Below are 18,654 nucleotides of genomic sequence, written 5' to 3'. Positions count from 1 at the left end.
ATGATTATATCCATAGAAGCAATTGATAAAATACTACCACAGACACAATGCCAAAAATGTACTTATGATGACTGTTATAGTTATGCTAAAGCTATTACAAATGGTGAAAAGCACAACAAGTGTATAACTGGTGGAGAAAAGACTTTAAAAGAATTATCAAAACTTTTAAATAAACCTGAAATACCACTAGATAGCTCACTTGGAGAATACAAGCTTCGTGCTGTAGCAAAGATTGATGAATCAATGTGTATTGGTTGTGAGAAATGCTTACTTGCATGCCCAGTTGATGCTATTGTAGGTTCAAAAAAATTCATGCACACTATAATTGAATCCGAATGTACTGGTTGTGAACTTTGTATTGAACCATGTCCGATGGATTGTATATCTCTAGTTGATTTAGCTACAGATATGCAACCTAGTAATCTAGATGAGAAGCAATATACTCAACAAAAAAATCATTACCGAGATAGATATGAATATCATAAGTATAGAGTAAATCAAACAAAAGCTAAGCAAAGAGCCGTTTATAAAAATATTGCTACTGCTCAAGAAATAGATAAAAAAGCTTATATTGCTGCTTCATTAGCGAAATATAAAAATAGAAAAAAGTCTACACCAAATAATGAATAGACAGAAGAGAATCCAAATTTTTGAAACTTGGAAAAAAAATGATCCTCATCCGACGACTGAGCTTGAATATAACTCTAACTTCGAACTATTGATTGCAGTTATTTTATCAGCTCAAGCCACTGATGTCAGTGTGAATAAGGCTACTCAAATTTTATATAAAATTGCCAATACTCCTGAAGCAATATATGCTCTTGGTGAACAAAAGTTAGCCCAATATATTAAATCTATTGGGTTATATAAAACTAAAGCAAAAAATGTGATCGCAACATGTAAAGATTTAATCGAAAAATTTAATAGCCAAGTGCCTGATAACTTCGATGATCTAATATCTCTAGCGGGTGTCGGTAGAAAAACTGCAAATGTAGTTCTTAACACAGCATTTAATCAACCAACTATGGCGGTTGATACTCATATTTTTAGACTTGCTAATCGTATACCATTAGCAAAAGGTAAAAATGTCAATGAAGTTGAAAAAAAACTCTTACGTGTAATTCCTAAAGAGTATCTTCAAGATGCACATCATTGGATAATACTACATGGTAGATATATATGCATAGCTCAAAAACCTAAATGTCGTAATTGTATAATTTTTCAGTACTGTGAATTTAAGGATAAGGAAAAATATTTATGATTTTCTCTCATGATAGATATCAGCTTCGCAAACTTTTTATAGATAGCTGGAATAAGTTTCTAAATAAACAACCACTAACAGCTATTGAAGAACAAATATCTAGAATTATAGAGTTACACCCTGAATATCATAAGCAAATTACTATTGAAAACATTGATAAAGATTATTCGCCTGAGATGGGACAAATAAATCCTTTTTTGCATATTAGCCTTCATTTAGCAATTATTGAACAAGTACAAACTAATCGCCCTGTTGGGATAAATACCACGTATCATCAGCTACTTAGTAAATATAACAATGATGAGCATAAAGTACATCATCTTATGATAGACTATCTAGCAGAGGAAATGTGGCTATCACAGAAATATAATACTCTACCAGATGAGCAAAATTATTTAACAAAATTACAAGAGTTAGTGCTTAGATAATGAGAAATATTAAAAAAATATCTAAAGTAAATATTCACTTCAATCAACCCAAAGGTCTGCATATTATAGCATTTATGACATTTTGCATATGTTTATGTATCGGACCTTTTATGACTATTTTAAATAGTTACGGTGATATTGACTTATTTTATAATAGAAATGACTATCTCTTTGTAATCTTTTTTGCTGGAATTTTTGGTTGTATCAGTAATTATCTCTTTGGTTCAACCAAATCAATAGTTCATGGACTACAGCTCATAATCATCGCTATGATTCTGTCATTTATACATAATATCATATTATTTAGTTGCTCGGTATTATGGATTGGAGTAGCAATTGTTATTGTTAATCTTCTATTCAACTTAAGTGCTTTTTATCTAAAAACTGATTTACGTAGAATTTATGGTTTTATAGGTGTCTACTCTAGTGCTTTACTTGGCATTGCAATAGGGATTATCTCTTATATTACAATCTTTAAAGATATGTATAATTTTAAAATATTTTATCTATTTATAACTATATTTTTATTAGTTTTTTTCTTAAAAAATAGCTATAAACTAAACACTTCTCTAACTAATCAGACTGAACGATTTAATATCAGCTTTTATGGGGTATTATTAATTTTCTTTATATTTTCATTTATTTTATTCTATTTGCTACAGAATCTTAATGTCTTTAGTAGTCTAAACTTGGTTATCTTACCACTATCTTTGATTTATCTGCATATTCTTACTATTTCAAACAATAAAGAAAGTGGTATAAACCTTCTAAAATATGTATATTTTAGCTTAGGTCTTCTCGCAGTAAATAAAATCTTTTATCTTAGCTTTCTTAGATATGAAAATGTTATGAATCCAAAATATCTCAATTCTCCATTAAGTACATCACTATTTCTACTAGCTGGGTATTTTATATGTATAATCATATATTTCGGATGGAGATTCAAACTAATAACATTACGCATAGAATCAATTACCAAATCTCATATCATAAAAACTATGCTATATATAGAAACTTTTAGAGTTTTTATTTTAATGATAGCTATTTTTACCAACAATGTTCTTTTTTGCAATTTAGCTTTGATTTTTGCCACTATATTAGCTTTAGTTTTAAATATTTTTATTGTCCCGATATATTTCTCACTTGGTAAGATACTTGCTGGCGGTAGAAATGAAGTTATCACAACTAGCTTATTGTATCTAATATTTTCTTCTTTAATATTTGTCTCTTTTTTATATGATATCTCTATTAGTTTATAAATAATTTTCTTGTAATTTTAACTTCGTACCCCATATTTAAGAATATACAATTATGCTATAATCTTAGCTGATTGAATTTTATTCATATATAAAACATTTAAAAAAGGAGAAAAAATGAATAACTTTGAAAACAATACTCGTGTAATAGATTCTCTATCACAAGAGTCTGCACTAAGAGCTAACAAGGTTCTTAGAAATACATACTGGTTACTATCAATGACTCTACTATTTAGTGCATTTACTGCTTATATCGCATTTGTACAAGCTTCTAGTGGTGCTGGCTTTATGCTTAATCCAATAATTTTACTAGTAGTTTACATTGGCATACTATTTGGTATTAATGCTACTAAAAACTCGCCTTGGGGCATAGTTTTGACTTTTGCATTAACAGGACTCTTAGGCTACTCGCTAGGACCAATATTAAATCATTACATCCAAGCATTTTCAAATGGTGCTGAACTTATAATGATGGCTTTTGGTACTACAGGTCTAATTTTCTTAGGCCTATCTGTAGTTGCTATGAGCCCTGCTAGAAACTTTAATAGAGTGGGAACATTCTGTGCTATAGGCGCTATTGTTGCAATAGTTGCTCTAGTGCTTAATATCTTCTTACAAATACCAGCTTTAGGTTTCGTGATTTCATTAGTGTTTGCATTTATCTCTGGTGGATTTATCTTATGGCAAACAAATGCTATCGTAAGAGGTGAAGAAACTAACTATATCTTAGCAACTGTTAACATATATGTTTCTCTATTTAATATCTTCGTAACTCTATTACAAATCTTTGGTGCTGTAGCTGGCGATAGAGACTAATTTATATTATTATTTATTCTAATAATTTCTAATCTACTAAATTTTAATGCTCAACAATCAAATATCTGCAAAAGATACTATTGTGTCTAATGCTTATGGTTCTTCTTTTAGCATTTTGTTTAACGAATATCTTAAACAAAATCGCGACTTTAATCTAATAGTTGCTGAAGACTCTCAACAAGCACATAGAATTTATGATGAATTAAAGTATCTAAATAAAGACTCAAAAATAGAGGTATTCTATTTTCCTAACTTAGAAATACTACCTTATGATAGATTCTCTGCAGCAATAGACATTATCTCAAGAAGACAAGAAATATTGCATAAACTTACACAAAATCCTAAAAATACTCTAGTAATAACAAGTATTTCAAATACATTAAGAAAACTTCCACCTGCCAAGTTTATCAAAGAACATAGTTTCATACTTAAGATAGGTGATAGCTTAGATATAACTAAACAAAAAGTATTACTAACCGAAGCTGGATATACTTTAGTAAACAATGTTTTTGAAAAAGGTGAATTTAGTATTCGTGGTAGTATTATTGATATTTTCCCAGTTGGATCAAAAGTAGCTTTTAGAATTGATCTTTTCGATGATGAAGTTGATACAATCAAAGAGTTAGATACAGAAACTCAACGCTCTGGCAAAGAAATAAAATCTATAAATATTATGCCTTCACATGAGCTGATTTATAATTCACAAAATACTTCTTTAGCATTAGAAAAACTCAAAATACTATGTGGTGAACAATCGCAAAATTCAACTATTGCAACATATATAAAAAATAATGAATACTTTAGTGGTATAGAGTTCTATTTACCATTATTTTATCCTGAACTTGTTAGTCTATTTGACTACTTACCAAAGTCTGCAAATATCCACCTTATTGACAATATTAGCAACTCAATTGAAGCATTCTCAGAAGAGGTTAAATATAGATATAACGAGTTAAAGCATGATATTGATAGACCTGTTTTACCATATCAAGAACTTTTTTATTCACAAAAAGAAGTCAAAGATCTGTATGAAAAACATCAACATACCAAATGGTTCCAACAACCAAAATCTAAGTCTAAAACTCTAAATATAGATCATCTAGAAAAAATCTCAGCAAACTATAAATTAGCTAATCCTTTTAGGGATTTACAAAAATTAATAGATAGCTCTAATTTTGATAAAGTTATATTTTCAACTGATTCGAATGGACGTGGTGAAATACTTTTAGAACATTTGAATAAATTACAGTTAAATATAAGAATTGCAAAAAGTTTTGACGATGCTCTTAAAATCAAAGATAAATTTTGCTTAATTATCTCACCTTTTCAAGAAGGTGTAATAATTGATAAGAAAATCATATTAATTACTGAATCAGATCTTTTTCCTGAGCATATTCAAAATTCTTCTAAAATATCAGAACATGATCATCACCCTACTGTTGACCTTAAAGATCTGACTGATCTAAAGCCCGGAATGCATGTAGTCCATATTGATCATGGTATTGGTAGATACGAAGGCTTAGAAAGTATTGAATTAAATGGTAAAAAAGATGAGTTTATACTTCTAAGATATGCAAATGATGCAAAAATTTATGTGCCAATCACTTCATTAAATCTAATTTCTATTTATAACTCTTCTATTACTGAAAAAATAGCATTAAATAAACTTGGTTCAGATAAATGGAAAAAGCAAAAAGAAAAGACTATCAAAAAGATTATCGATGTTGCTGCAAATCTCTTAGAAATATATGCAAGAAGAGAAATGCGACAAGGATTCAGCAATTCTTTAGATGAAGAAGAATACCTACGATTCTGTGCAGATTTTCCATATGAAGAGACTCCTGATCAAATCTTAGCGATAAATGATGTCTTCAAAGACATGATATCTGCTAAGCCAATGGACAGACTTATTTGTGGTGATGTTGGTTTTGGAAAAACAGAAATTGCGATGCGAGCAGCATTTCTAGCAACTCAGAATCAAAAGCAAGTAGCTATTCTAGTACCTACAACTATTTTAGCTCAACAACACTATAATAGTTTTAAAGACAGGTTTGCTAATACTGCTGTAAATATAGAGGTTATAACTCGTTCAAAAACAGCAAAAGCACAAGAAGAGCTTTTTGATAATCTCAAAAAAGGTACAGTTGATATAATAATTGGTACACATAAGCTTATATCCTCAAAAATTGACTTTAATAACTTGGGATTATTAATTATTGATGAGGAGCATCGCTTTGGTGTCGCGCAAAAAGAAAAATTAAAAGCCCTGAAAGCTGAAATAGATATTCTAACAATGTCAGCAACTCCTATTCCACGTAGTTTAAGTATGGCATTTTCAGCACTTCGTGACTTATCAATTATTGCATCTCCCCCTGCAAAACGTTTATCTGTAAAAACATTTGTTAAGGAATATGATAATAACATAATTCGTGAAGCTGTAAGTCGTGAAACCATTCGTGGGGGACAAATTTTCTATCTTTATAATAAAGTCGATACTATTCAAAAGAAAAAAGAAATTCTTCAAGAATTATTCCCTCGTTTGAGAATAGCTATTGCTCATGGTCAGATGAGTGAAAAAGAAATTCAAAAGATAATGTTTGACTTTAAGCATAATAAATATCATATATTACTTTGTACCACAATTATTGAAACAGGTATCGATATTCCAAATGCTAATACTTTAATTATCGAAGATGCTAACAATCTAGGTCTAGCTCAATTACATCAACTAAGAGGTCGAGTTGGTCGTTCACACCATCAAGCTTACGCATATATGCTAGTTCCTAGTGAAGGTAGTATTACAAAAGATGCTACAAAAAGGTTAGAGGCTATTGGTAGCACTGATTCACTTGGTGGTGGCTTTACACTCGCAAATCATGATTTAGAAATTCGTGGAGCTGGAGAGATTCTTGGACAAGAACAAAGTGGTAATATTGATGGTATAGGTCTAAATCTATATATGGACCTCTTAGATAAAACGATTGCTAATCTTAAAGCTGGGAAGGAGCTGAATATTGAAGATGTCATTAACTCAACTGTTTGTGAAGTTGAACTTAATATTCCAACACTAATTCCTGATTACTATATTAGTGATGTAAATACTAGGTTAAACATTTATAAACGAATTTCAAAAGCCGATCATAAAGAATTAGTAAATATAAAAATTGAACTTATTGATCGTTTTGGTAGGCTACCTATTGAAGTGTTATATCTTCTAAAAGTTGCTCACATCAAAATTGATGCTATAAGTCTAGGCATTGGACAAATAAAAATGTTTGCCACATCTGGTAAGATTAATTTTGCTAATACTACTAAATTTGAGCCTCAAAAGCTAATAAAGCTAATTCAAGCTCAGCCTGCTGATTTTAGAATCACAAAAGAACAAGATATACTTATCACAAAAAATACTAAAACTGCTGAACAAAGAATAGAGTTTATAGAGAATTTTTTGAAAAAAATAGCCTAATAATCAAAGGATATATCTATTATATAATTCTAAGTAAATTTATAAATTTTTATAGATAAATATTAGAGATGATAGTTTTATAATTTAATTACTTATTAGGACGAAGAGATCTAACTGTTTTACCAGCTTGCCATACTTCTTTTTGGCTAAGTTCTTCAAGCTCTTTCTCAAGATCTTTACGATAATCAGCGTGACTGTTTTTATCAATAGTACGTTGTGCTTCATTACCATTTTTTACTTCATTATACAATTCAGCAAACACACCTTTAGTAGCATCTCTAAATTTAGGAGCCCAATCTAAAGCACCTCTTTGAGCTGTAGTAGAACAGTTTGCAAACATCCAGTCCATACCATTTTCAGCAACTAAAGGTACTAAACTTTGTGTTAACTCTTCAACAGTCTCATTGAAAGCTTCACTTGGAGAGTGTCCATTTGCACGTAAAACTTCATATTGAGCTTCAATAATTCCAGCAAGAGCACCCATAAGAACACCTCTCTCACCAGTTAAATCACTATAAACTTCTTTTTCAAAAGTAGTTTCAAATAAATAACCAGAACCTACACCTATGCCATAAGCTAAAGTTCTTTTTTCAGCATTACCTGTAGCATCTTGATAGATTGCATAGCTTGAGTTGATACCTTTCTTAGCTAAGAATAATCTTCTAACACTAGTACCAGAACCTTTTGGTGCTACTAAAGCAACATCAACATCTGCTGGTGGAATAATGCTAGTTTTTTCATTATAAGTCACACCAAAACCATGAGAGAACATTAATAAATCACCTGACTTAAGGTTCTCTTTAATAGTATTCCAAGAAGCAATCTGACCAGCATCTGATAACAAGTTAACAACAATTGTACCTTTAGCAGTAGCTTCAGCAATGTTAAATAGAGATTTACCAGCAACCCAACCATCTTCGATAGCTTTGTCCCATGATTTAGAGTTTTCTCTTTGCCCGATTATTACATTAAAACCATTATCTCTTAAATTAAGAGCTTGAGCTGGTCCTTGTACTCCATAACCAATAATTGCAATAGTCTCGTCTTTTAGAGTTTCTAAAGCTTTCTCTAAAGTAAATTCTTGTTGTGTTACAACTGTTTCTTCTACACTACCAAATTTCATTTTTGCCATTTATTATATTCTCCTAAATTTTAATTAAGCTGCTTTTCTTTGACTAACTGTTTTTACATTTTGTGGAATTTCACTCACTACAGCTCCCTGCATAGGTAAACAGTTTGTAATATTAATATCTATTACTTCGATCACATTTGCCAGTTTTTTTACGATTTTTTCTATCTTATCTTGTGTACTATGTACTACCAAATTGAAATGAGAAATACCTTTATTTGCCGTTTCAAAAACTGTTAACTGTTCTATATTTACACGATTACGTGATAAAACAGAAGAAATTCTTTGTAACACACAAAGAGTATTTTCAGTATTCATTGTTATAAAATATATATTTTCGCTCATAGCTCTACTCCTCTCTACCTAGCTTTGTGTTACTAATTGATTCACCAGCTGGAACCATAGGAAAAACATTTTCCTGATTTTCTACCATTACCTCAAGCAAATATGAACTGTCAGAATTAAGAAATCTTTCTATAGCATCTTTTAGATCTTTTCTCTCTTTTACTCTTTTAGCTTGTATTCCATATGCTTCTGCTACTTTCACAAAATCTGGTGATGATATTTTTGTATAAGAGTATCTACTCTCAAAAAATAATTCCTGCCACTGGCGAACCATACCCAAGAATGAATTATTCAGAATTAGAATTTTAACATTAATTCCTTCTTGGTTAAGCACAGCTAACTCTTGTATATTCATCTGAAAACCGCCATCGCCTATTACAGCAACTACAGTTCTACCATCCTTAACCCCCATCTTTGCACCAATTGCTGCCGGAAGAGCAAATCCCATAGTTCCCAAACCACCAGAACTAATATGAGAGTTAGTTTCTAAAAACTGATAATATCTAGCAGCAATCATCTGATGTTGACCAACATCTGAAACTATTATAGCACGACCGTCTGTAGCTTTAGATAAAAGACTTATTACTTCAGCCATTTTCAATTCACCTTCCGTCGGCATAGTTTCATCTCTTATTACAGCATCTACTTCTTTTTGATGCTCAGATGCAAACTCGTTATGCCATTCATTATGAGAATTATTAGCTATATATGGTAACAAACAATTTAGTGCCTCTTTCGCATCAGCATTGATACCAATATCAGCTTTAACATTTTTGTTAATTTCAGAAGGGTCAATTTCTATATGGATAATCTTCGCATTTGGTAAATAATGATTCAAATCACCAGTTACTCTATCATCAAATCTCATACCCACAGCAATTACTACATCAGCTTCATTACAAAGAACATTTGCTGCATAATTACCATGCATGCCTAACATACCTTTATACAGCTCATGATTATAAGGAAATGCTGACAAGCCTAGTAAAGTACTCACAACAGGTATATTTGCCTTCTCAGCTAATTTCAATACTGCTTCCTCTGCTCCAGAAAGCATTACTCCATGACCTGTAATTAAAATAGGTTTTTTAGCATTGTTAATATATTCAGATGCTTTTAAAATATCATCCATATTTATAGTAGGCTTATGCAACCATTTACCTAGCTTATTACCAACTGCTTCCTTATACTCCATCATACCGACTTGTGCATCTTTTGTAATATCAATAAGCACAGCACCTGGTCTACCATTTGATGCTATCTCAAATGCTTTTTTGAATATTTCTGGGATCTCGTTGGGATCTGTAATTTGATAGTTCCATTTGGTTGCTGCTACAGACATACCAATAATATCTGCTTCTTGGAATGCATCTGTACCTAATAATGGACTAAAAACTTGACCTGTAATACAAACAAGAGGAACAGAATCAATCTGAGCATCAGCAATTCCTGTTATAAGATTTGTTGCCCCCGGTCCTGAAGTTGCTATAGCCACCCCTACTTTTTCAGTAGCCCTAGCATAGCCTACAGCCGCATGTACAGCTCCTTGCTCATGACGGACAAGTACATGATGAATTGTATCTTTTGCCTCATGTAAAGCATCATACGTAGGCATAATTGCTCCACCAGGATATCCAAAAATACAATCAACCCCAAGAGCTTCTAACGACTTAACAATAGCTTGAGAGCCAGTTATTTTCATAATTTAGCACTCTCCTTTAATATGAATAATTTTAACACTTAACATCATTTAGAAATACTATTAATACCCTAAATGTTAGATCATTATAAACATGGACTTGAAATTTTTAAATAGAAAAAGTATATTTAGTAGTTTTTTTACAAAATTTTAATCTAAATCTGTAACACAACCTGTTGAAGCAGATGAAACTGTTTTTATATATTTCTTAAGAGTTCCTCTAGTTGCCTTTTGCTTAGGTGCTTCCCACTTAGCTTTTCTTTGAGCAATCTCTTGATCTGATAAGTCTACATTTATAACGTTATTGATGGCATCGATAGTAATTTTATCGCCATTTTCTAGTAATGCTAACATGCCACCCTCATATGCTTCTGGAGCTATATGCCCTACAATAAAACCATGTGAACCACCCGAAAAACGACCATCTGTGATTAAAGCGACATCTTGACCTAAGCCAGCGCCCATTATGAGTGATGTTGGTTTAAGCATCTCTGGCATACCAGGACCACCCTTAGGACCTTCATAACGAATAACTATTACATCACCTTTTTTAACTTTTCCTTCTTCTACTGAAGCGACCATTTCTTCTTCTGAATCAAAAACATTTGCAACTCCCTCAAAAACCTCGCCTTCCTTACCTGTAATCTTAGCTACAGATCCTTCTGGTGCAACATTACCTTTTAAGATTTGTAAATGTCCTGTCTTTTTAATAGGATTATCTAATTTATGTATGATTGTATTATCTTCTGGAAGATCTGCAACATTCTCAAGATTTTCTGCTAAAGTCTTACCGGTTACAGTCAAACAATCACCATGCAACATACCAGCCTTTAACAGCATTTTCATCACTGCTGGAGTTCCGCCTATAGCATGCAAATCAGCCATCACATATTTACCACTAGGCTTAAAGTCTGCTAGAACTGGTGTTTTATTAGCTATTTCTTGGAAATCATCAATATTTAAATCAACATCTACTGAACTTGCCATAGCCAATAGATGAAGCACTGCATTAGTAGAGCCTCCCATTACAGTGATAAGGACCATCGCATTTTCAAAAGCTTTGCGAGTCATAATATCTCTTGGCTTGATATCAAGTTCTAATAAGTTTTTAATTGTCTCTCCAGCTTTGTCACATTCTTGTACTTTCTCAACAGAAGTTGCTGGTGTTGATGAGCTAAATGGCAAACTCATACCTAAAGCTTCTATAGCACATGCCATAGTATTTGCAGTATACATACCACCACATGCCCCAGCACCTGGACATGCTTTTTTGATAGTCTCTTGACGCTCCTGCTCTGAAATCTGTCCAGATAGACATGCTCCATAACTTTGAAAAGCTGTAACGATATCAATAGGCTTGCCACGCATCACACCTGCTTGGATAGTACCTCCGTAGATCACAAATCCTGGTCTATTAAGTCTACCTAAAGCCATCATACATCCTGGCATATTCTTATCACAACCAGGTATAGACACTAATCCATCATACCAATGTGCTGACATTACAGTCTCAATAGAGTCTGCAATAAGATCTCTAGACTGTAATGAGTAGCTCATACCATCAGTACCCATAGAAATACCATCACTAACCCCAATAGTATTAAATCTCATACCTTTGAGGTTCTCTTTTTCAACACTATTTTTGACAAACTGAGCAAGCTGGTTTAGATGCATATTACAAGTATTTCCCTCATACCATACACTAGCAATACCTATTTGTGGCTTGTGCATATCATTGTCATTCATACCTGTACCATATAGCATCGCTTGAGAGGCACCTTGAGACTTATCTTCTGTTAATCTTCTACTATATTTATTCAACACTTTTGTCATAACGTTCCACCTTTCATAAAAATTTATGCATACGCAATATTGTATGCATCTATAAATGCTTCTACAGATGCTTGGATTATATCTGGAGAAACTGCTTTACCAATACTTTTAATACCTTCTTTTTCTAAGCTCATCTCTACATAAACAACAGCATCTGCACCTTGTCCACGTATTTTCACTTTATAGTCCGTTAGCTTATAGCTAATATCACTCGGGCAAGCTTTACATAAAGCATTTAAAACAGCATCTACAGGTCCAACACCAGAACTTGATGCAAAGTATAACTGGTCTGCAACCTTAACAGTAACTTCAGCTACAGATTTTTGATCTAGCTCTACATTTACCTTAAATGACTGTACATCTAAGATATCTTTACTAATGGCATCTGCCATCTCAGTAGCATCTTGGATAATATCTTGTATATCAGAGACATTAATTGATTTACCCTTGACTAAGAATCTCTCAATCAGCTCTCTAACCTTAGCTAAGAAATTCTGATCATAATTTGCTCCGAACAATTTGCCAAGAGTTTTTTTAACTTCCTCAAGAGTTGGAACTTGATCAAATATTACTTCATTTTGCTCTATGAATAACATTGTCTTATTATCAAAGAAATGACTATTATAAAGTCTGTCAAAATCAGCCTCTGCAGGATATATAATTGGTGGCTGAATAGCAGATTTCAGAACTACTGCAGGATCTTTTAGACCTTCTCCGGATAGTACACATACTACTGTACTTCCTTTTTGAAGTTTACCTTCTTCATATTTTTTGAGTAAATGTGCAATAGTTGACGCTGATGCCAGTTCCACAAACAGCCCTTCTTTAGTAGATAGCAAATATTGAGCCTCCAACATTTTCATATCTGTAACTGCAGTAGACTCTCCACCAGTACTATATATAGCATCTATAGCCTTATCACCATCAATAGGATATGGTACAGCTATTGCAGTTGCAATTGTATTAGCTGTTTTTAGAGGCTCAATTCTATTTTGATTCTTTTGATATGCTCTAGCTAATGTATCTGCTTCAGTAGACTGAACACCAGTAAGTTTAGGCAAAGAATTAATAAAACCTAACTCTTTATACTCACAAAAACCTTTATAATAAGCAGTCATATTTGTACCACAGCCTATAGGTATTATAACCTCATCTGGCACTTGGAATAATAACTGATCTATAAGTTCAAATGCCGCTGTCTTTTGACCCTCGACTCTAAATGCATAATCTCCAGCCAAAAAGAAATCTTTTGATTTTGCAATATCATAAGCTAATTTTGCAGCTTCATTATAACTACCTTTGACTTGAACTATTTTACCACCATAAGACATAACTTGAGCTAATTTTGAAGCTGCAACACCTTCTGGAACAATAATAAAACAAGGCATTTTAGCTGCTGCTGCATAACAAGCACATGAAGCCGCCATGTTACCAGTAGATGCTAGCACAATACCCTTGGCTCCAAGCTCTTTTGCAACTGTTATATCAACTGCAGATCCTCTATCTTTAAACGAGCCTGTAGGATTTTTACCCTCAACCTTAAAATATAGATTAATTCCTAACTCTTTACCTATTATTTTACTCTTAAGCAATGGTGTAGCTGCTTCTCTTAAAGATACAAAACTAGATGGATCTTTTATCGGCATAAATGGTATATATTTAGATAAACATGGTGATGCTTGAGTAAAATAGTCTTTGTTAATTTTCTTACTAATCTCATCAATATCCATCTGAATTTCCCAAGGCTCATTCTCCCCAGCAAACACAAAACTATCTGTAGAAACTTCTTCTTTGGTGTAAAAGTTTAATATTTTATACATTCTTTAGAATTACCTCATATTTTATAAAAGATTTTAGATCTACTTTATACTAAAGTATTTTAACTTAGAATTGAATATTCTATATAGGCTATTTTAATTAATTATGTAACTATTGATAATAGTATATATGAAAAGAATATTTTGAATATTACTGATACCATATATCAAGTTTTTCTTTTAACTTATCCAAGCCCATTTTACTTAGTGAAGAAAATAACTGATATGAAATTTTATCTGTACGGATAAAAGTTTTTAAAAAACTTTCTATCATTTTATTTGCTTGCGCTCTTTCTTTATTATTTAATTTATCAGCTTTTGTTAAAAGAATATGTAAATTTAAATCAAAAGATATTGCCATTTCAATCATCAAAGAATCAAACTCTTTTAACTCATGGCGAGAATCTACCAAAAGTACTATACCACCAAGACATTTACGAGTTGTCAAATAGTTCTCCATCTCACTTTGCCATTGTTTTTTGATAGCTTCAGAAACTTTTGCATAACCATAACCAGGTAAGTCAACCAATCTCTTATTATCCCCTAAGTCAAATAGGTTAATCAATTGAGTTCTACCTGGAGTCTTACTTACTCTAGCAAGACCTTTTTGGTCTGTAAGAGTATTAAGCGCACTCGATTTACCCGCATTTGAGCGTCCAGCGAAAGCAACCTCTACTCCTGTATCTTCAGGAAGTTGAGAAACTTTTGCTGCACCCATTATATATTTTGCTTTAGTGTAATTCATAATTTGTACTCTAATTTTATTTTTTCGAAAAGTCCGTGACAAGCTGTGTCTATCATCAAAAAGACCTTTTCAAAATTACTTTCATAATATGGATCTGGAACATCAGTTAGTTCAATGGTAGGAGCATACTGTAACATCCTTGATACTTTCGAAAAGTTTGCCTTTGGAAACATTTCTCTCATTGTATCAATATTTTCTTGATCCATCGCAACAATATAATCATACTCTACAAAATCAGACTCTTCTAATTGCTGAGAAACTTGATCTGAAAGATCACAATCATATTTTTTAGCCATTTCCACAGAGCGTAAATCAGCTCCATGCCCTTCATGTCCCCACATACGTGAACTTGTGCCACACGATGCAACATGGATATGATTTTCTAAAGCATTTTTCTTGACAATATCTCTAAAAACTCCATGAGCTGTTGGTGATCTACAAATATTACCTTTGCACACAAAAAGCACTTTCACTTTATTCATTTTTATTTTGCTTCCTTCATATCTTCAGCAAGCTTACTATCTGGCTCTAATTTAAAACCTTGGAAAAACTTACTATCCGGTTTTAGCATAAATACAACTTCATTTTTACCATTAAAGCTTTCTTTATAAGAGTTCATACTCTTTAAGAATTCATACAATGGAACAGATTTTGAGTAAGCTTCTGTGAAAATTTTAGCAGCTTTTGCATCAGCCTCTGCTCTTATAATCTTAGATTCTTTCTCAGCTTCCGCCATTGTTACAGTAACTTTAGCATCTGCTGCTGCATTAATTTTTTCAGCTAACTGTTTACCTTCTGCTCTAATTGAGGCAGCAACTTTCTGACGTGAAGATCTCATTCTTTGATAGATAGAATCTGTAACAGTATCTGGTAGATCAATCTGCTTAACTCTTACATCTATGACATCAACACCGATTTGTTTAGCTTGCTTTTGGACACTATTTGTCAAAGCAATCATTAACTTATCACGATTATTATTAATCAAGCTTTGAATATCATTATTACCGACTTCTGCTCTCAAAGAAGATTCTAAGAATTGTTTCAATAGAGTTTCCGCTCGTTCTACACTTCCACTTGTACTCGTATAGAATGTTGAAATATTGTTATTACTTATCTTCCACACCACATACGCGTTAATCAAAACATCTTTTTGCTCTTTAGTCACCACACGAGCTGAATCTGCTTCTAATACTCTATTACGCATATCATAAGTTTTAACTGTATCAACAAATGGAATCTTAACATGTAAGCCAGGCTCATACTCAACTGCTTTACCATTTTTATCTTTTACTAGCTCACCTAGTCTTAAGATAACTGCCTCTGATCCTTGCTTAACAATAAATTTAGTACTTAACACCACAACAGATATAACTATTACAAGTACTAAGAATATTTTTAGAAATTTACTCATCTTAGTTACCTCCTTGAGCGTTTGGTAATAATGCTTGCTTTTGAGCATTATCTAAACCATAAAAAATATTTTTTGCACCATCACCATCAATCAAGAAGATCTTATTGTGCTGTAGTACATTAGAGATAGTATTAAAATACATTTGGTTCATAACTATATCAGGAGATTTTTTGTATATAGGCAATAACTGTTCAAACTGAGCAACTTCACCTTGTGCTTCTAAAACTACTTTTTGCTTATAAGCATTTGCTTGATCAACAATTCTTTGAGCTTTACCTTGAGCAACGGGTACAACTCTGTTAGCATAAGCTTCGGCTTCATTTTGCTCCCTTTCGCGATCTTCACGAGCTTTGATTACATCATCAAATGCACTCTTAACAGCTTCTGGAGCCTGAGCTGGCTGCATGATCACTTCACTAATATATATACCAGTATTGTAAGACTGTAACAGTGCTTCCATCTCTTTACGAACTTGTTGCGTAATCACAGCTCTATTAGTAGTTAATATCTGCTCTAGTTTATTTTCACCAACAACCTGTCTAACTGCACTTTCTAGAGCTTGTTGCAATAACTGTGTTGTATTAACATTTGCAAATAAGTATTTTTCTAAGTCTACAATACGATACTGAACTGTAAAGGAAATATGGACAATATTCTCTTCAGATGTAAGCATATCACGCTTTAACGATGTAGTTTTAAGCTCTTGGACATTCTCCTTATATACCTTATCGATACCAATAGGATGCCAGTGTAGACCAGGCTCTACCATTTTAGAGAATTTACCCAATCTAAGTACAGCAGCTTGCTCAGCTGGTTGTACTACATAAAAACCAAAACCAACCCACGCAACTATTAGTAATGCTATAACTATAGACGCTATTTTAGCTACAGGAGGTTTTTCAAACATTGGTTTATTTTTATTAGCATTTTTTGAATAAATACTCTCATTATCATCATTGTTCTTTTTTGACTTTTTGCCAAAGAACTTTTTAATCATTTCTTCTAAATCTGGTGGTCCTTGCTCAGAGTTTTTACTCCAAAACCACTTCTGTTTTAGCCTTTTTATCATAAGTAATTATTCCTATAATTTTTAATTCAAAATAACGTTAAATATTTTTTTACCATAACTATTATATATAAATTTTCCTATATTTTTTGCACTATCTACAAATAAATGCTAAATGCACAGTAAAGCTGTATTGAATAACTATCAATATAACTCTAAAATCTATATTAGAGATACATTTCTTAGGGATATGAAAATGAAAAAAATTGCAATCAATGGTACTGGTATAGCAGGTACAACTTTAGCATGGTGGTTAAGAGAATATGGATTTCAACCTACTCTTTTTGAAAAAGCTCCAGAATTCAGAGCTGGTGGATATTTAGTAGATTTTTGGGGTCCAGCTTGTGAAATAATGAAAAAGATGGGACTTTTTGAGCAACTTAAAGCAAAGTCATATCAAATCAAAAACATTCACTGTTTTGATGAAAATGGTAGAAGATCTTCTAAAGTTAATATTTCTTCACTGATTACTGATAATTATGATGAATTTCTAAGTGTGAAACGCGGAGATATTGCAGAGACCACTTATAAAGCCTGCGAAGGTATAGATATTAGGTTTGGTACATCTATCGAAAAAATAGAAGAAAAAGATAAGGCTATAACTGCTCATCTTAGTAATGGAACTAAAGAAGACTTTGATTTAGTTATAGGTGCTGATGGCTTACACTCTCATATACGCAACATCGCTTTTGATAAATCAGAATATCAAGAATATGATTTAGATAAGTATGTAGCTGCTCTTTCTCTCAAAAGTTACGATCATTATGAGAAATATACTTATGCTCTAAGCGTTGGTGAGAAACGACAAGTAGCTAGAGTGTGTCTAGACCAAGATGAAACTTTAATCATGTTTACATTAGATGCTGACCTAGTAAAACAATTCCCAGCAACTTTAGAGCAAAAAAAAGAGTTACTACAAAAGTCTTTCAATAACTTTGGCTGGGAAACTCCAGATATACTTAATAAGTTAGATGATGTAGAAGAAATTTATTTTGATAAAGTTAGCCAAATACGTATGGATACTTGGCATAAAGGAAGAGTTGCATTAGTTGGCGACTCTGCTGCTTGCCCATCTATACTAATGGGGCTAGGAAGTATATTTGCAATTGTTGAGGCTTATGTATTAGCGGGCGAACTTCATAAAGCAAAAGGTGATCATAATATTGCTTTTGATCAGTGGCAACATCGACTAAAAGACATAATAGCTAGAAAGCAAAAAGTTGGGCTTACTAACTTGTCTGTGGCTGTTTCAGATGAAATAGTCAAAAAGTATTTATCGACTATTACAGTTAAAATATCATCTACACCAGTTATCTCTAAATTCATAGGGGCTGGAATATTTAAAGATCCAATTGAAGTTCCTGAGTACAAATAAGATTGAA

16 protein-coding genes are annotated in these 18,654 nt (G+C 32.4%); 7 read left to right on the top strand and 9 right to left on the bottom strand.

What is annotated here, in order from left to right:
• The 6 genes from IMS64_RS03535 to mfd all read left to right on the top strand — a co-directional run bounded on the left by IMS64_RS03535 (nt 1) and on the right by mfd (nt 7,227).
• Entirely contained in the window at nt 1–630 is a 630-nt protein-coding gene (locus IMS64_RS03535; protein ID WP_211490925.1) for an RnfABCDGE type electron transport complex subunit B, read from the top strand.
• A complete protein-coding gene (gene nth, locus IMS64_RS03530; RefSeq protein ID WP_211490924.1) occupies nt 623–1,261 on the top strand; it encodes an endonuclease III in 639 nt (212 codons plus the stop codon). The genes IMS64_RS03535 and nth overlap by 8 nt, the downstream gene beginning before the upstream one ends.
• Nucleotides 1,258–1,689: a DUF1841 family protein gene (locus IMS64_RS03525; protein WP_211490923.1), complete on the top strand. Its 432-nt coding sequence runs from the start codon at nt 1,258–1,260 to the stop codon at nt 1,687–1,689. Before nth ends, IMS64_RS03525 begins: the two co-directional genes overlap by 4 nt.
• Nucleotides 1,689–2,948: a hypothetical protein gene (locus IMS64_RS03520; RefSeq protein WP_004287570.1), complete on the top strand. Its 1,260-nt coding sequence runs from the start codon at nt 1,689–1,691 to the stop codon at nt 2,946–2,948. The genes IMS64_RS03525 and IMS64_RS03520 overlap by 1 nt, the downstream gene beginning before the upstream one ends.
• Before the next feature lie 114 nt (nt 2,949–3,062).
• A complete protein-coding gene (locus IMS64_RS03515; RefSeq protein ID WP_211490922.1) occupies nt 3,063–3,761 on the top strand; it encodes a Bax inhibitor-1/YccA family protein in 699 nt (232 codons plus the stop codon).
• Between the two features lie 46 nt (nt 3,762–3,807).
• On the top strand, nt 3,808–7,227 hold the full coding sequence (gene mfd, locus IMS64_RS03510; RefSeq protein WP_211490921.1) for a transcription-repair coupling factor: 3,420 nt from the start codon (nt 3,808–3,810) through the stop codon (nt 7,225–7,227).
• An 88-nt stretch (nt 7,228–7,315) separates the two neighbouring features.
• Here the strand turns inward: mfd and ilvC are convergent, their stop codons facing one another.
• From ilvC to hflK, 9 genes are all read right to left on the bottom strand, one after another.
• Nucleotides 7,316–8,359 carry a ketol-acid reductoisomerase gene (gene ilvC, locus IMS64_RS03505; RefSeq protein ID WP_004287567.1) on the bottom strand — a complete coding sequence of 348 codons (1,044 nt, stop codon included), beginning with the start codon at nt 8,357–8,359 and terminating at the stop codon, nt 7,316–7,318.
• Nucleotides 8,360–8,383: 24 nt separating this feature from the next.
• On the bottom strand, nt 8,384–8,701 hold the full coding sequence (locus tag IMS64_RS03500) for an acetolactate synthase small subunit (protein ID WP_004287566.1): 318 nt from the start codon (nt 8,699–8,701) through the stop codon (nt 8,384–8,386).
• A 4-nt stretch (nt 8,702–8,705) separates the two neighbouring features.
• Nucleotides 8,706–10,403 carry a biosynthetic-type acetolactate synthase large subunit gene (gene ilvB / locus IMS64_RS03495; RefSeq protein WP_211490920.1) on the bottom strand — a complete coding sequence of 566 codons (1,698 nt, stop codon included), beginning with the start codon at nt 10,401–10,403 and terminating at the stop codon, nt 8,706–8,708.
• A gap of 147 nt (nt 10,404–10,550) precedes the next feature.
• Nucleotides 10,551–12,233: a dihydroxy-acid dehydratase gene (gene ilvD / locus IMS64_RS03490; RefSeq protein WP_211490919.1), complete on the bottom strand. Its 1,683-nt coding sequence runs from the start codon at nt 12,231–12,233 to the stop codon at nt 10,551–10,553.
• A gap of 23 nt (nt 12,234–12,256) precedes the next feature.
• Nucleotides 12,257–14,053: a threonine synthase gene (gene thrC / locus IMS64_RS09900; RefSeq protein ID WP_004287563.1), complete on the bottom strand. Its 1,797-nt coding sequence runs from the start codon at nt 14,051–14,053 to the stop codon at nt 12,257–12,259.
• 148 nt (nt 14,054–14,201) lie between these two features.
• Complete coding sequence (gene yihA / locus IMS64_RS03480; RefSeq protein WP_012280867.1) at nt 14,202–14,795, bottom strand: ribosome biogenesis GTP-binding protein YihA/YsxC; 594 nt, start codon at nt 14,793–14,795, stop codon at nt 14,202–14,204.
• Nucleotides 14,792–15,277, bottom strand: coding sequence for a low molecular weight protein-tyrosine-phosphatase (locus IMS64_RS03475; RefSeq protein ID WP_211490918.1), 486 nt, complete (start codon nt 15,275–15,277; stop codon nt 14,792–14,794). Before IMS64_RS03475 ends, yihA begins: the two co-directional genes overlap by 4 nt.
• Nucleotides 15,278–15,279: 2 nt before the next feature.
• Nucleotides 15,280–16,206, bottom strand: coding sequence for a protease modulator HflC (gene hflC / locus IMS64_RS03470; protein WP_004287560.1), 927 nt, complete (start codon nt 16,204–16,206; stop codon nt 15,280–15,282).
• Nucleotide 16,207: 1 nt separating this feature from the next.
• Nucleotides 16,208–17,275 (bottom strand): FtsH protease activity modulator HflK, encoded by a 1,068-nt coding sequence (hflK, locus tag IMS64_RS03465; protein WP_211490917.1) that lies wholly within the window; start codon nt 17,273–17,275, stop codon nt 16,208–16,210.
• A gap of 193 nt (nt 17,276–17,468) precedes the next feature.
• On the opposite strand from hflK, the gene IMS64_RS03460 reads away from it, so the two are divergent.
• A complete protein-coding gene (locus IMS64_RS03460) occupies nt 17,469–18,647 on the top strand; it encodes an FAD-binding domain (RefSeq protein WP_211490916.1) in 1,179 nt (392 codons plus the stop codon).
• Nucleotides 18,648–18,654: the final 7 nt, after the last annotated feature.

This window comes from Francisella philomiragia (assembly GCF_018135955.1).
Lineage (GTDB): Bacteria > Pseudomonadota > Gammaproteobacteria > Francisellales > Francisellaceae > Francisella > Francisella philomiragia.
The sequence above is the reverse complement of the archived record's forward strand: the minus strand, read 5'-3'. Positions and strand labels throughout refer to the sequence as shown.

What these genes read in the sequence shown, in the direction of transcription:
- IMS64_RS03500 (WP_004287566.1), bottom strand. Translation starts at nt 8,701, where the DNA reads ATGAGCGAAAATATATATTTTATAACAATGAATACTGAAAATACTCTT.
- IMS64_RS03520 (WP_004287570.1), top strand. Translation starts at nt 1,689, where the DNA reads ATGAGAAATATTAAAAAAATATCTAAAGTAAATATTCACTTCAATCAA.
- hflC (WP_004287560.1), bottom strand. Translation starts at nt 16,206, where the DNA reads ATGAGTAAATTTCTAAAAATATTCTTAGTACTTGTAATAGTTATATCT.
- hflK (WP_211490917.1), bottom strand. Translation starts at nt 17,275, where the DNA reads ATGATAAAAAGGCTAAAACAGAAGTGGTTTTGGAGTAAAAACTCTGAG.
- yihA (WP_012280867.1), bottom strand. Translation starts at nt 14,795, where the DNA reads ATGAATTACACTAAAGCAAAATATATAATGGGTGCAGCAAAAGTTTCT.
- IMS64_RS03525 (WP_211490923.1), top strand. Translation starts at nt 1,258, where the DNA reads ATGATTTTCTCTCATGATAGATATCAGCTTCGCAAACTTTTTATAGAT.
- IMS64_RS03535 (WP_211490925.1), top strand. Translation starts at nt 1, where the DNA reads ATGATTATATCCATAGAAGCAATTGATAAAATACTACCACAGACACAA.
- mfd (WP_211490921.1), top strand. Translation starts at nt 3,808, where the DNA reads ATGCTCAACAATCAAATATCTGCAAAAGATACTATTGTGTCTAATGCT.
- IMS64_RS03460 (WP_211490916.1), top strand. Translation starts at nt 17,469, where the DNA reads ATGAAAAAAATTGCAATCAATGGTACTGGTATAGCAGGTACAACTTTA.
- IMS64_RS03475 (WP_211490918.1), bottom strand. Translation starts at nt 15,277, where the DNA reads ATGAATAAAGTGAAAGTGCTTTTTGTGTGCAAAGGTAATATTTGTAGA.
- IMS64_RS03515 (WP_211490922.1), top strand. Translation starts at nt 3,063, where the DNA reads ATGAATAACTTTGAAAACAATACTCGTGTAATAGATTCTCTATCACAA.
- ilvC (WP_004287567.1), bottom strand. Translation starts at nt 8,359, where the DNA reads ATGGCAAAAATGAAATTTGGTAGTGTAGAAGAAACAGTTGTAACACAA.
- thrC (WP_004287563.1), bottom strand. Translation starts at nt 14,053, where the DNA reads ATGTATAAAATATTAAACTTTTACACCAAAGAAGAAGTTTCTACAGAT.
- ilvD (WP_211490919.1), bottom strand. Translation starts at nt 12,233, where the DNA reads ATGACAAAAGTGTTGAATAAATATAGTAGAAGATTAACAGAAGATAAG.
- nth (WP_211490924.1), top strand. Translation starts at nt 623, where the DNA reads ATGAATAGACAGAAGAGAATCCAAATTTTTGAAACTTGGAAAAAAAAT.
- ilvB (WP_211490920.1), bottom strand. Translation starts at nt 10,403, where the DNA reads ATGAAAATAACTGGCTCTCAAGCTATTGTTAAGTCGTTAGAAGCTCTT.